8 protein-coding genes are annotated in these 14,750 nt (G+C 47.3%); 3 read left to right on the forward strand and 5 right to left on the reverse strand.

Going from position 1 to position 14,750, the window contains the following annotated elements; genetic code table 11:
• Positions 1–195: 195 nt before the first annotated feature.
• The 3 genes from GCU44_RS19995 to GCU44_RS20005 form a co-directional block, all read right to left on the reverse strand.
• On the reverse strand, positions 196–2,916 hold the full coding sequence (locus GCU44_RS19995; RefSeq protein ID WP_241685042.1) for a glycoside hydrolase family protein: 2,721 nt from the start codon (positions 2,914–2,916) through the stop codon (positions 196–198).
• Positions 2,917–3,130: 214 nt separating this feature from the next.
• Entirely contained in the window at positions 3,131–4,570 is a 1,440-nt protein-coding gene (locus GCU44_RS20000; protein WP_154859037.1) for a DUF1501 domain-containing protein, read from the reverse strand.
• 5 nt (positions 4,571–4,575) lie between these two features.
• Positions 4,576–7,827 carry a DUF1553 domain-containing protein gene (locus GCU44_RS20005; RefSeq protein ID WP_154859039.1) on the reverse strand — a complete coding sequence of 1,084 codons (3,252 nt, stop codon included), beginning with the start codon at positions 7,825–7,827 and terminating at the stop codon, positions 4,576–4,578.
• 394 nt (positions 7,828–8,221) lie between these two features.
• Between GCU44_RS20005 and GCU44_RS20010 the strand changes: the two genes are divergently transcribed.
• Entirely contained in the window at positions 8,222–9,235 is a 1,014-nt protein-coding gene (locus GCU44_RS20010) for a LacI family DNA-binding transcriptional regulator (protein WP_154859041.1), read from the forward strand.
• Positions 9,236–9,272: 37 nt separating this feature from the next.
• On the opposite strand, the gene GCU44_RS20015 is transcribed toward GCU44_RS20010, so the two are convergent.
• Together GCU44_RS20015 and GCU44_RS20020 are read right to left on the reverse strand one after the other, a co-directional pair.
• A complete protein-coding gene (locus GCU44_RS20015; protein ID WP_154859043.1) occupies positions 9,273–11,558 on the reverse strand; it encodes an FAD-dependent oxidoreductase in 2,286 nt (761 codons plus the stop codon).
• 279 nt (positions 11,559–11,837) lie between these two features.
• Positions 11,838–12,671, reverse strand: coding sequence for a glycerophosphodiester phosphodiesterase (locus tag GCU44_RS20020; protein WP_154859045.1), 834 nt, complete (start codon positions 12,669–12,671; stop codon positions 11,838–11,840).
• A 193-nt stretch (positions 12,672–12,864) separates the two neighbouring features.
• Here GCU44_RS20020 and GCU44_RS20025 point away from each other — a divergent pair, with 193 nt between their 5' ends.
• Together GCU44_RS20025 and GCU44_RS20030 are read left to right on the forward strand one after the other, a co-directional pair.
• Entirely contained in the window at positions 12,865–13,701 is an 837-nt protein-coding gene (locus tag GCU44_RS20025) for a sugar phosphate isomerase/epimerase family protein (RefSeq protein ID WP_154859047.1), read from the forward strand.
• 716 nt (positions 13,702–14,417) lie between these two features.
• On the forward strand, positions 14,418–14,678 hold the full coding sequence (locus GCU44_RS20030) for a hypothetical protein (RefSeq protein ID WP_154859049.1): 261 nt from the start codon (positions 14,418–14,420) through the stop codon (positions 14,676–14,678).
• Positions 14,679–14,750 lie beyond the last annotated feature (72 nt).

Raw genomic sequence — 14,750 nt, forward strand, 5'->3', positions numbered from 1 at the left:
CAATTTGATAATACTGGAAGGTGATAAAAACTCGATCAGAAAATGGCTATACCGCCTGATTTGCAGTAACGGTGAAGTGGTACCGCAAATCAGGTAAAAAAATACCGACCGAATGGACGAATCATGGTGAACTTACCTCCAACAACGGCAGATTAGTAGGGCATTTTAAAAAAAATCGCTTTGAACGATAGCAGATCAAAAATTAAATTTTTCACTTTTTTCGATACTTCCTTCCGTATTACTGGCGGAAAACCAACATGAAATCTCTCCTGCCATTCCCTTCAAAGGAATCGTAAATTCGAAGGGATAGTGTTCGTCAGTCAGATTTTTGATGGTACCCTCCCGATCCTCGTAATGCAAGGTCACGCTGGAATAGTGTGCATCGTCCTTCTCTAGGTAAACATACCCTCTGCGGTCGTAAGCTCCCAGATTGATAACCATGGCGCGGGCCTTTCCAAAATCAATTTCTTTTAACCTATCCACGGAATCGGGCCCTTTCGCCAACAAGCGTTGCTGAAAAGACACCATTGGTGTTAGCCCTTCTACCCGGATCGCCGTAATGCCATGCCCAGCAACCTCCACCTCAAAGAGGGAAGCACTCAGGGTAGCAGCCTTTCCATCATCCGATAGCACCGTAATATCTTCGATGGTGCCAAGTGCACATTCTGAATTGATTCGTATGGTGGAGGTCACCGCCTGTTCGGATTGGTTCATAAAAGCCATAAAAAGTCCGGATGCATCATACCCCGATACGTAGTTCAATTCCGAATGAGAAACAGTCAATAGCCTTTTTGGCATCCACAGGTGTACACTGTCCTCTTCATAAAACGTTCCGGTTTTGCTGCCATAAAACTTATTTTGCAAATAAGCATAGCCTTCGATGTATTCCGATGGAAAATCAATCTCACCCTCTGACCGGACAAAGGCATCGGTAACCAGGTAATCCAGCAGCATGCTGGCCATGGGAAGGATGTGGTTGTAGTGAAAAGAATTTACGCTTAGCGCTTTGTGTTCACGTAGCGGGTAATCGGGTTTTTCATAGGCCGTGGTACGCGCGGTATTGATGTGGTAACCGGGAAAATTTTGGTAGCGGCCAATAATGGCCGATTTGGCCACTTCCATAAGAAAGGGGTCTTGTGCGTAATACCCTAACCGCAACATCCAGGGTGCGTAATTGGCCATAAATATAGCCCTGTGACCCTGGCTGGTACCCGAGGACTCGGGCGTAAGCCCGATTTCAGAGAGTCTCCAGGCCTCCACGTTTTCTTCCGGAAAATACATCTGCTCATGGCCTTTGGATTTCAGGTACCAGTACAGCGGCGCTTTGCCGCCCTCATTTACCAAAAGACTGGTATCCGGAATAGCAGGTGACATCCAGGTAAACATGGTATAGCGCCTGGCCCCGTCATGGGCTGCCTCTAAGTACCGTTTGTATTGTGTAATTTCATATAATTCAGTCAAATCCACCCATCTGGGGGTAAACGCATTCCAGAAAAATAATCCTGGGAAGTAAGGATCCGCAAAATCAGTCTGCTTGACTTCAACCCTTTTTTGAATGTATTCGTCCGCACCTGAAATGGCCAGGTCAAGGTATTTTTTATACCCGGAGGCCTTGTACAAATGCATGGCATTGACCCAGGAATCTCCCTTTTCGGCGACATCCAGGTTTCGAATACGGCTCCCGGCGAACTCCCTTTCTGCCAATTCCAAAAAAAACGCATTGGATGGGCCGAAAATGTTGTACAAGGAGGTGAGCTCAGAAACCGGGGCTATGGGCCCCGTCATGCTCCTGGATGGATGCTGGATTTTTTGTTCGGGGTCAAGCGAAAAAAGAAATTTCTCCCTAGACAACATATACTCCAAGGTAGGGTAGGCTCTTTGTTCAAACATCACCGAGTCATCCATTACGATGGCCAATTCCATGGGATTCAAACTGGAAACATTCTTTACGGCGCCGGGAACATCTGTGGAATAAGCAAAGCCCTTTAATGAATCTACAAACCAGGCATAATCCGACATGGAATAGTCCACCATATTTTCAAACGTCCGGTTCAGTGATACCGTCTCATTTTTCCTGTAGTTTTTAAAGCCGAAGTCATTCCTCGCAAGTGTTTCATAGGCTTCATGGATTTTTCCCGGTTCAATTACCAAAAAAGATTTAAACTGAAAGGCCTCCCCGGTTTTCATTTGGGATCCTTGCCCTCCCGGCACCGGGGCAAATAACTGAGGCTGGGCTTTTCCATTTTCATTCCTGACCATTACACCAAATCGACTGTTCGTGGACAATGGCAAAGGATCAAAAGGAAATTCCTCCGATGCAGCCATTACCCCAAGGGAATGGGTGCTGTTATGGACTAAAACCGTAGGAATTGGGCAGCGAAAGACCAAGGTCATAATGGGGCTTTCCGGAAATCTTTTTTCCTGCCAAATCAGCGGCTGCCATATTTCTGTTACCTCAGAAAGCGAAAATTCGGGCGCACCGGTATATCCAACTGAGAAAAAACCGTCTTTTTTGGGTTTGAGTGTAAAGGTGATGGAGGGATTCCGGCCTTCCAAATCTGCTATTTGTCCCGAAAAATCAAACCACTCATGATCATCAAAAATAAGTTGAATTGTTCCTTCCGTCATTTCCATTTCTGAAGCACTGATAGAAAAGACAGTTCCTGCATTGAATGGATTGGAGCTTCTTTCGGCTGCCTCACCTTCTAGAATTGCATCATCAAACCCATCTCCTACCGAACTTTCACTTCTTTTTACTTCATCCAGGTCCGCATCCTTTCCCTGATAGGCTGTCCAAGTGATGATATTATAGGGTACCCCCTCTATACCTGCGGGCCTCATGGCCATTTTCGGGTCTTCCTGACTATAAATAATGGAAAATTTCGGTTGAAAATGATACGGTATTCCGTTCTTCAACAAGACTATTTCGTCCGCTTCTATAAAAACCTTATCTCGACTTCCGGAATTACATCCAACCAATGCATAAAGGCAAAGAAAAACACAAATTTTTGACAAGCTAATCATACGTGAAAGGAGTGAATTAGTAAGAAATAAGACAGATGTGCTACTTGTCGTAATTATCAGTCTTTGGGAAATAATATTGAAGTTGCAGGCAGAATCACCCAAGAGTTCAGCTTAAAAGCGATTTCACCACCGTTCCGTGAACGTCGGTGAGGCGATACCTCCTACCCTGGTGTTTAAAATTTAATCGCTCGTGATCCACACCCATCAAATGCAACAGGGTGGCCTGAAAATCATGTACGTGTACCGGGTTCTCAACGATATTGTATCCCAGTTCATCCGTCTTTCCGTAGGAATATCCTTTTTTTACGCCTGCCCCAGCCATCCACATCGAAAAGCACTTCGGATGGTGATCCCGGCCGTACGTAGTCTTGGTTATCTGACCCTGTGAATAACTGGTTCTCCCAAATTCACCTCCCCATATGACCAGCGTATCGTCCAAAAGCCCCCGTTGTTTCAAATCCCGAATCAGTCCTGCTGTGGGCTGATCCGTACTTCTTGCCATGGTTTGAATATCGTTGGGAAGGTTTCCATGCTGATCCCATCCTTTATGGTACAATTGAATAAATTTTACATTTTTCTCCGCCAATCTTCTGGCCAAAAGGCAATTGGCTGCGTAGGTACCCGGAATATGCACGTCGGGCCCGTATAAGTCCAGGACATGTTCTGGTTCTCTAGAAATATCCATGGTTTCTGGAACCGATGTTTGCATGCGGTAAGCCATTTCGTATTGAGCTATTTTGGAATTGATTTCCTCGTCGGGATTGGATTGAAACGCATGTTCATAAAGGGCTTTCAAATGACCCATGTACCTGGAACGTTGACCCCTTCCCACACCCGATGGATCATTCAAGTAAAGTACCGGGTCTTTACCCGAACGGAACTGCACGCCTTGATACTGAGAAGGCAAAAAACCATTGCCCCACAACCTTCCGTAGACGGGTTGCGCACCCGATCTTCCCTTGGAGACCAGGACACAAAAAGCTGGCAAATTTTCATTGTCACTTCCAAGGCCGTAACTCACCCAGGACCCTATGGAGGGTCTACCTGCTTGCTGAGAGCCCGTCTGGAAAAAGGTAATCGCCGGGTCGTGGTTGATCGCCTCCGTATGGAGTGATTTGATGACACAAATTTCGTCCGATATAGATGCGATATGCGGCAAAAGTTCACTGATGTACAAGCCGGATTCCCCCCGTCTTTCGAAGCCAAATCTCGATCCGATCATCGGAAGCGACTGCTGCCCTGCCGACATGCCTGTTAATCGTTGTCCTTGTCGAACCGAGTCAGGAAGCTGCTCGCCAGTTCGCTTGATCAACTCGGGTTTAAAGTCAAATAATTCAAACTGTGACGGACCACCGCTCTGAAATAAATAGATGACTCGCTTCGCCCTGGGAGGAAAATGAGTTCCATCCATACCCGGGTCCGGCAAGGCCTGAGAAGAAAGGGGGTTCACCAAACTGGCTAAGGCCATTCCTCCTATTCCCAAACCGGCTTTGGTAAGAAACTCTCTTCTGGAATAGTGGTTCACCTGGGAACACAAATCTGCCATATCGGTTACTGTTTCGTGTAAAAATCGAAATGATTAAACATTAAATTCGCCACCATCGTCAAAGCCGCTGTTTTTTCCCCGGAAAGGCTCCGATCTACCGTCGAGGAGCCAACGGTTAATAATGCCTCTCGCTCTCGTTTATTCTGATTGAAGTGACCTAGTTCTTCTAAATACATTTTTTGGAAAATATGCATTTCTTCTGGCTCCGGCATTCTTCCCAGCACCCTTCGGAATCCATAGGTTAATTGATCTTCCAGGCTATTTCCACCTTCTTTTTGCATTTTCTCAGCAAGCACACGGGAAGCCTCGATGATCTGTGGGTCGTTCATCAAAACCAGGGACTGCAATGGAGTATTGGTTTCTTGTCTCTCCACGATGCAATCCTCTCTTCCGGGGACATCGAAGGCAGTCATGGCCGGAGGCGGTGAGGTTCTCCGAATAAAGGTATACATGCTTCTACGGTACAGGTCTTTCCCTCTGTCGGGAATATAGGTGAGTAAAAAATTCGAAAACTCTCCTTTTTCCTTCCATAATCCTTCCGGCTGATAGGGCTTCACACTCGGTCCGCCTACCTCATCCACCAAAAGACCGCTCGCATGTAAGTAACTGTCACGAATAAACTCTCCCATCAGCCGATGCCGTGGACCCCTTGCTAAATAGACGTTTTCTGGATCTAACTCCTCCAATTCCTCGCTTGCCAGGGATTGTTGCTTGTACGTGGACGACAGTACCATTTTCTTCACCAGGGCTTTTACATTCCAGCCGGATTCTATAAAATCGACCGCTAACCAATCCAATAATAAAGGATGAGAAGGCAATTCGCCCTGACTGCCAAAGTCACCAACGGAAGCGACAATACCTCTTCCGAAAAATTGATTCCAATACCTGTTTACCGCTACTCGGCTTACCAATGGATGATCCGAATGCGTGAGCCACTTTGCCAATCCCAGCCGGTTTCGGGGCCATTCTTCGGCTAAAGGCGGTAATACACCTGGAACAGCTGCTGTCACTTCCTTCGTAGGCAAATTGTAATCACCGCGATCCAGCATGTGAGTTTTACGGGGTTGGGCTCTTTCCTTCATGACCATCACTTCCATCTTGTTCGCCAGCATCGCAAGCTGCTCGTTCCTTGCCGCGTGCAACAATTCACGGATTTCCCTAGCCTCCCTATTTGTATGAAAGTCCAGGTGCTCCAACATAATAGGACGCTCATGTTGCCTCACCGGAGAAAAATCCTTATTATAAAGTAGCTGTGTAATTTCGAGCTCGGTCAATGCCCTGTTATAGACGTACAATTCGTCCAATGCACCCGTAAAAATACCGTTGTCTCCACCGAAGGCACGATAACTTCTTGCAAGTCGTAAGGGCCTGTTGACCGAAATTCCCCGACTATCTCCCACCGGTAAAATACTCTTGTAAAGGTTATCCACGAGAACATCGGAAGCGGATGGTTTTCCATTGATGTATAGCCGAGTACCGGAAGCCGAAGCAGAACCGTCGTAGGTAAGGGCAATGTGACTCCAATCGTTCCCAACAATCGGATCCCTGGAAGCTATGTGGATACAATTATGGGGTAACGCATGGATAAGCCGCACATGCAGCCGATTAATGCTATCCAGGTACACCTCATATCCTCTGAAAAAATTATTTTTATTGCCCGAATTAGCCAGCAGCGAACGATACGGTTCCTGACTTTCTGGCTTCGCCCAAAACGAAAAGGAAAACGACGAAGTCATTTCAAATAGCCCCTGCCCGGGAATTTCCAAAAAGTCCGACTCGTTCTTAAAAAGCATCCCGGTGCCCGCAGGAGAAGGGATAAATTCCGGACTCCCTTTCACCTTTGCCAAAATCTTTCCAGATTTGTCAGGAGTAACACCTTGGTCAACGGTATCGAAACCGAAATGCCCAACCAAGCCCATTTTTAGCGTTTTTTCGGGTGACCATTGTTCGGGCAGGCTACGGATCTCCTGCTGTTGCCTAAAACTTTGATGTGCCTTTTCCTTTTTGTTTTCTAATGCGAGGATTTTGGCTTTCAACCTTTCCAGTTCCCTTTCCTCCTCCTCTTCCAGGTAAAGCATCAGGGGTCCCGAATTTCCATCATTTCCCGTCATCCCCAACTCGTCCATGTTGTTGAAAAAAGCCGCCATGCTGAAGTAGTCCTTTTGCGATAGTGGATCAAATTTATGGTCATGGCATCGGGCACAATCCAACGTCAACCCCAAAAATGCTTTTCCTATTGTCTCCGAACGGTCAAATACGTATTCCAGGCGGTATTCCTCATCAATTATTCCAGCTTCCGAATTCGTCTGGTTATTCCGATTGAAAGCTGTTGCCAAAACCTGTTTTTTGGAGGGATTCGGCATCAAATCACCCGCTACCTGCCACTTAATAAAGCTATCGTAGGGCATGTTTTCGTTAAAGGCCTCAATTACCCAATCTCTCCAGGGCCACATTAGTCGGTAGCCATCCGCATGCAAGCCATTGGAATCTGCATACCTCGCAACATCGAGCCAGTCCAGGGCCATCCTTTCTGCATAGGCAACTGTTGCCAGCAAGCTATCTACCACCTTATCATATGCGTTAGAAGATGTATCCGCTAAAAACCGATCGACGAGGTCCAAATCAGGGGGCAAACCGGTCAAATCCAAACTGACTCTTCTAATTAGCCGTTCTTTCTCAGCCATGGGGCTGGGAAACAGGCCAACTTGATCCAATTTTGCCAGTACAAAATAATCAATTTCGTTGTTGGGCCAGGTGGTATCAGAAACGGATGGAAGCATTCCTTTTTCCGGTTTGGTATACGCCCAATGCGGCTTGTATTGCCCCCCCTGCTCTATCCACCGTATAATGATGGCCTTTTCTCGTGGAGTAAGGCTTAAATTCGACTGGGGAGGTGGCATCATTCGTTCCGGATCTTCCGAAATCAATCGTTCGTAAACTTCGCTGCGACGAAGATTCCCGGGTGAAATAGCTTGTTTATCGGGATCATTTGCCAAACGTCCATAGGCCGCTTCCGCATGATCTAGCCGTAAACCCGCTTCTCGGGTATTGGGGTCCGGGCCATGACAGGAAAAACAGCGATCGGACAAGATTGGCTTTACGTGGATGTTGTAATCAATTTCTTCCGGTAAGGAATTTTCTACCCGAAGTATTTCGGTAGGTTTTTCAACGCCGCAAGAAGCCCCTACGGCTAGAACAAGCCAAAACACGATTCCTTGTGATTTCAAGGAAAATCTGGATAAACTTCCTCTATTCATAACCCCAACGTGGTTTGTGGGAAATAGATACCTCTGGTTGTGTCAACGCTTTACAGGCACCGTTCACTCGCATGGTGCAACAGCTAATTGAGAAAACGTTTAACGCATTTCTTTTCAACGGTATAGGATATTGTATTCACTATTAAAATTATATTCTAAATTACTGTTATATTGCAACACAAAAAACGATCGCTCTATTTATTTTTGTTCTTTTATACCGGAAACGTTATCGGAAACGTTTACATTTAAAAAATCATCAACGAAGTTCGGTTGTTTTACAAAATAGGCAAACAGCCGTCGGGGTATTTAACATGGGACTATTTAGTAAATGGATAACAAATGGTTTAATTTACAGACAATACCAGCAACAATATCGAGTAAACCAAACCTAACTTTGAAAAAACCAACCACCATAAAAGACATTGCCGAAAAACTCCAGGTTTCCATTGCCACTGTTTCCAGAGCTTTGAGAGGTTCCACTGAAATTAAAAAGGAGACAAAAAATGCCGTGTTGGAGATGGCCAGGCAAATGGATTACCACCCCAACCTGCTGGCAAGTAGCCTGAGCAGTAAAAAATCCAAAATCATCGGCGTGGTCGTTCCCACCATAAACCGTTACTTCTGGTCCAATTCCATCGCCGGTATCGAAAATATGGCCTACCAGGAAGGCTATAAAGTGATGATTTTCCAGTCCGGTGAATCTTTCAATAAGGAAGTTGAAATTGTGGAAACCCTGGCCAATAGTAAAGTGGATGGCATTATTATCGCCTTTTCAAAAGAGACCTGGACTTTTGATCATGTGCAACATGTGATTGATAGGGATGTTCCCGTGGTGCTTTATGAAAGGGCCTGTGCCAATCTGGGAACCTCAAAGATCAAAACAGACGATAAAAACGGAGCCTTTGTTTTGACCAACCATTTGATAGCGAGAGGAAGAAAAAATATCGCTTATATCGGTGGCCCGCTTGCCCTAGGGGTATGCAAGGATAGATTGGAAGGCTTTCATATGGCCCTACAGGCGGCAGGCTTACAGGTGAAGCAGCAGCTAATCATTACCCTTGAGGATTTTACTTTTGATCTTGCCGGGGAAGCTCTCCAAAAATTATGGGCCAATCATGACAAGCCGGATGGACTCATTTGCTTTGCGGATATCCTGGCAATAGGGGCCATGCACGCTGCCCACCAATTGGGCATTCAAGTTCCGGAGCAATTGTCTATCGCCGGTTTCGGGAATGATGAAACGAGTCGCTTCATCAGTCCCCCCATCACCACCATGGCGCAACCTTCTTTTGAAATGGGGGAAATGGCTGCCCGGGTACTGCTTGACGAGATTGCCTATTCCGGGGAAGCTTCTGAGAAAAGGCATGAGGTCATCAAATCCAGGCTGATCATCCGGGAAAGCACCTGAATCCAATCCCCCGAAAACACCTGGACCCTAAAGGGTTTCAGCTTTCGTATACACCAATACCAAACAATCCCGCTGGTACGTTCTTTCCCGGGTGTTGGAGCTGAAGAACCAGTTTTTTTATTGTAACCGTCGAACCAAACACAATCTCATACCTGCTTTGGTGATTGTTTTTTTCCTCAAAAAGCAGGCTGCCCCGCTCATCGAGCAGCCGAAACTCCCGCACACAAAAAGGCATCACCCGCTCCTCATGGCCCCTTAGGGTCGACTCCAGGGGGTGATCGTAGTCCGTATCAAACCAAAGCAAAATTTTCCTGATTTCCTGCTGCACGGGCCAGGAAAAAGTAAGGGTCGGTTCGGGATCCGTTGGATCCGCTACCCAGGCATTGGTTTGTGTAGTCGGCCGGAAGCTGCCATTGAGCAGGTTTTCAGGACGGTATAATCGCAGTGCTGGTTCGCAGCCGATGGCCAGGTTATGCCCTCCCGGCCGCCGTTCCGGCAACCAGAAATCAAAGGCATCCACACCCAACCCTTCCGGCGGCTCCTGCCGGCTGCCTTTGGCAACATCCAAATTGACCCGGTTAAATACCGTCAAAATCCCGGTTAGCCTAAGCTGACTAATGGCTAGCTGAACAAAGGGATTTGCGGCAAAAGCTATAAAGTAGTACGCTGACGCATCTAGCAGCCTATCAAAATCTACGGTCAGTTTCTGTATCCCTCTTGATACTGCAATCTCCTTTTCCGCCAATTGCCTGTCCGGGGTAAAGTTGCCCGGCAGACTACTGCCCCATAAGCGGAGTACCAGATGGGTTGCTTTTTTTGCCTTCACCACAAAGGTAAAAACCGGAATCCTGCCTGCTTCCAGTGGAAGCAGTTGCGCCATGCTGCAATCCAGGTCTTTCCATCCGGCATCAGCCGGCAACTGCTGCAAACTAAACGTAGAAGAAACAGATACCGAAGCCGTTTTGACCCGGTTATCGGTATCCCGCAAATGCCTGCCAGGCAGGTATTGGCCCATGCCCATCAGGCGTTGCTGCAAATTATCCATCAGCGCGTCTTCCATAAGATCCCGGGGCAACAGACCCTCCGCTTTACAGAGCGCGGCAGCCATTCCCACGGCCTGGGCATTGTGAGCGCAGGTAGCCATCACCCGGGAGGAACCAAAGGCCACATGGCTGGCGCTGATGATCCTGCCTGCCAGAAATAAGTTATCGATATTTCTACTATACAGGCAGCGGTAGGGAATGCCGTACACCCCTTTGGCATGCCATTGGGTACAGCCGGGCAACTCCCCGTAGATGCCATCTGCCGGATGCAGGTCCAGGGCCCAGCCCCCGTAGGAAACGCGATCCGGGTGGGTACGCTGCTCCACTACATCCCGCTGGGAAAGCATGTAATCCCCCTCAAAACGTCGGCTTTCCCGCTTCCCGGGGATCATGCCCACCCATTCCAGCGTATGGGTTTCCATCTCGGGGTAGTCTCCGGAATTTTTGATATGGTGCCAGATCCCGTGGATGATGCGCCAGAGTTCCCATTTGATGGTTTCGGTGGCGTGTATGGTATCCAATCGACCCCCGTATTCCACCCACCACAAGCGGCAACCCCTGTCGTACAGGTTGAAGGTATGGAAACGGGGCAGACTGGCCAGGTCGGTGTTGGCAAATGCCGGAGGAAAGAACTGCACCGGCTTTCCCGTATCCTTGCTGTGGAAATACAGGGAATGGCCCAACAGCTCCCCATAGGCCTTTTCCGGAGCAAAAGCTTCGTCAAACTCTTCCCTGGATTCCGCGCCGATGCGAAAGGCGGCCCCGGACAAAAATCCGAGGATACCATCTCCCGAAGCGTCTACGAACAAGGGAGCATCTAGCCGGTACTCCGTACTGTTTTGGCTGCAAAAGGCCAGCACTTTGGCAATTCGGCTGCTGCCTGCTTTTTCACAGGCATGGACAGCGGTATTCAGCAACAGGGTAATGTTGGATTCGCTGGTCACTTTTTCCAGCAGTACCGTATCCAGAATCAGGGCATTTCCCTCGGGATTGCGGTATTGGTTTTCCAGAAGAATCTCATCAATGACACCACCCTCCCTGGCCCAGCGGTTGTTATTGCCCATGCTGGAAGTGGCTCCCAGTATCCAAAGCCGGATTTCAGAGGATGCATTGCCGCCCAGTACCGGCCGGTCCTGCACCAGGATGACTTCCATGCCTTGCCGGGCAGCCGTGATGGCGGCACAAATGCCTGCCATTCCACCACCAACGACAACCAGGTCGGCAGAAAGGGTTTGGGAGTCTAGGGATCTATTCCCGGAAAAAGGAGCTTCAATAAGCATAGAGAAAGATGTTATGGATACTACTACTTTTTCGCAAGGTACATAACCCGATGCAATTCGAATTTCCTATTTGGGAAAAAAGTTTGATTCGTATGATTCCGAAAATCCGCAAACCTGTCAGGTTTTTGTAGACCTTCAACCCAATACAATCTTTCTTTGCGTAGATAAAACCTGACAGGTTTTACCCTTTTTCAATAACATATAGTAGCGTAATATTGCGGATTAAGCGAAATTAGTAACCAGAAACTGGATGAACGGGGCAAAGCAAAATTGGCAACCTTACCTGAAAAACGGCTCGTAGACGGAATCAATTTGAAAGGTACGAACGCCGGCCCGTTTTAGGTTTTCGACGACCGTTTCGGCCGGCTCCCGGATCCGGCCGCTTTCAAACACCCAGGCATTCACGGCGGCTACCACCAGAAAACCCTGTTCGGTGGCCCATTCGAACTCCTGCGGGGAAATAGCCGTGGAAAACAGGTAGTAATGGTCCGGGCTGAAATCGGCCCGGTTCCGGTTTTCCTTTAGTTGGTCCATGCTACAACTCAATTTGATTTTTCCGGTGAAATACTCCGTCGATGCTTCGGTTCCGATCAGCAGGGCTTCTGACCGAAGATCGTAAAAATCCAGCAGTGCTATCAGCGAATCGAACAGCTCCTCATTAAACCCGGAGATTTTATTATCAATCATTACCTGAATGCGACCCTGACAATGCGCCAACAGGGTGGACAATCGCAACACCCCTTGTCCCTGCTTTCCGGTCAGGGATTGGATTTCCTCCCAGGTCATATCAGAAACCTCCCGATTCACCCCATAATAGCGCTGAAAATCCTTGTCGTGGTGGCTGATGAGCACGCTGTCTTTGGTCAGCCGTACGTCAATCTCCACCCGGTTATAGCCCCTTTTGATGGCTTCCTCCAGGGCGGCCAGGCTGTTTTCAGGCAGGGTATCGTTGACCACCCCTCCCCGGTGGGCAATAAGTTGATAAGAAGCAAACCCTGATTCCTGAGCCAAAAGAGTGGAATGGCAACATCCCGAAAAAAGCAGAATCAGTAGAAATTTAATTCGCTGCATTCGTTTATTCACAGGTAGGGAATAGTTTAAATTAGCCTTCATGAGTCAATAGATTGATGCTTAGTGGATGCCTTTCATTCTCAAAGGAAGTAGTCGCCTACGAGAATGGTCGTTTCTCCACGAAAATTGGGTATAAAACCATTTTCTTCCGGTTTAACGCAAGTAAGCCAATTTTAGAATTCGGTAAAAATAAGTAGTTTTAACAAAACGTTATTTCCCAAAAAACCCGATCTCTATGAAAACCTTATTCCTTCGCTCCCTTATCCTAGCATTGACTGCCTTCCTTACCCTATCTGTCCATGCGCAGCAGGAAATTCCCTCCGGATGGAAACTGGGCAGTCAGGCCTATACCTTTCGCCTCTTTTCCCTGGAAGAAACCCTCGAAAAACTCAACAGTATCGGCGTACGCTATGTGGAGCTGTACCCAGGGCAAAAAATCACCAAAACCGGTGATGCCACCACGCATTTTTCCGCTTCCCAAGCAGATAAAGATAAAATCAAGTCTTTACTGCAACAGTACGGTATCGAAGCCGTGGCCTACGGGGTAGCCAGTCCCAGTGATGAGGAATGGCCGGACTTGTTTGCCTTCGCCAAAGAAATGGGCATCGGCATCCTGACCACAGAGCCCCGGCCCAATCAGTTTGACCTGATTGAGAAGCTGGCAGTGGAACATCAAATCAAGATTGCCCTGCACAACCATCCCCTGCCTTCTATGTACTGGCACCCGGAAGTGCCCTTGCGCTTTCTGGAAGGCCGGTCCGAACTGATGGGGGTCTGTGCGGATATTGGCCATTGGGTGCGCTCCGGCCTGGACCCGGTAGCAAGCCTGCGCAAACTGGAAGGAAGAATCATCAGCCTGCACATGAAAGACCTGAACAAAGCCGGCGTCCGGGATGCGCACGATATCCCCTGGGGTACGGGCACTTGCGATGTGGCCGGGGTCCTGCACGAATTAAATCGGCAAGGGTTTGAAGGCGTCTTTTCCGCCGAATACGAACACAACTGGGAAAACAACCTGCCGGAAGTCAAGGAAAGCATGGATTATTTCAAGCGGGTAGCGGCGCAGTTTTAGGGTGGAAAAAGGGCGATTGGTAGTAATCGGTATAGGAGGTACATTAAGCGCTTCACTTTTGGACAGCCCGATCAAATGACACCTACTCAACATTCCCGTTCCCGCTGCATTTCAGCAAATCCCTCAACTGCGGCGGAGGGATTTGGCTTCGATCGGCTTGCGGCAGCATTGGAAACGGTAGGCGGTGCTAGTAATTTGCCACAACGTGCATGTATTTACGTACCTAAAAATCCCAACGTAAACAATTCCCCCTTTTTTAAAGGGGGTTGGGGGATTTTTTCGAGGATTTCAACTATTCAATATACTGAAATATTGATAGTTACGTAGGTAAATCCCCCTTGCCCTTCGCCGCGGCGGAGGGATTGGTTCACAATCCAATTAATGTCTACGATATGACCCGTCCTGAAAAAAGTTTTACATAAATAATGTGTTAAATGGAAAAAAAGAGTAAACCTAATTTAGGACAATGGTGACCAGGTTTGCTCAGGAGATTCCAGTGGTTGATAAGCTTATGTTTAGTACTATTTTCTGCCATTTATGAATTGGAATAGAGTTAATCATAAAAAACATGAATTTCAAAGTGTTTATCATGAGAATTGGTGTTTTGTATGCAACTCTTTTAAATAAAAACATGACGTCAATCCTGTGGAAGTTTAGGGTTTAAATTAGAATAAATTCATTAATAATTCATCTTGCTATAAACTTGCTATAAATTAATGGTAGTAAATGGAAAATATTATATTCTGTTCTTCGCACTGATTTGGGCTTGTAGTGAGCCAGTTTCTAACGATGCAAAGCATGTTAGTGTGATAAAGTTGGATCCCCTGCTTACGGGTAAGAAGGAAACCGTAAATTTGGGTGAGATTGCTGAAAGTATTGAATACATTTCTTTGGAAACCAACGAACAGAGTATCTTCGGTCATATTGTAAAACCTAGTGAACAAATCAAATTTTTGAATAAGGCACTTATCAAATAAAGGCTTTGTACGGATACGGTGGCTTCGCCACCATCCTTTGTATTAGATTTTCAAAAATCCCTTCTTTCATTT

The sequence above is a fragment of the Cyclobacterium xiamenense genome (genome assembly GCF_009467825.1).
GTDB classification, from domain to species: Bacteria; Bacteroidota; Bacteroidia; order Cytophagales; family Cyclobacteriaceae; genus Cyclobacterium; species Cyclobacterium xiamenense.

Coding starts and splice junctions, on each gene's coding strand:
- GCU44_RS20015 (WP_154859043.1), bottom strand. CDS start 11,558: ATGCTTATTGAAGCTCCTTTTTCCGGGAATAGATCCCTAGACTCCCAA.
- GCU44_RS20025 (WP_154859047.1), top strand. CDS start 12,865: ATGAAAACCTTATTCCTTCGCTCCCTTATCCTAGCATTGACTGCCTTC.
- GCU44_RS20030 (WP_154859049.1), top strand. CDS start 14,418: ATGGTAGTAAATGGAAAATATTATATTCTGTTCTTCGCACTGATTTGG.
- GCU44_RS20000 (WP_154859037.1), bottom strand. CDS start 4,570: ATGGCAGATTTGTGTTCCCAGGTGAACCACTATTCCAGAAGAGAGTTT.
- GCU44_RS20005 (WP_154859039.1), bottom strand. CDS start 7,827: ATGAATAGAGGAAGTTTATCCAGATTTTCCTTGAAATCACAAGGAATC.
- GCU44_RS20020 (WP_154859045.1), bottom strand. CDS start 12,671: ATGAAGGCTAATTTAAACTATTCCCTACCTGTGAATAAACGAATGCAG.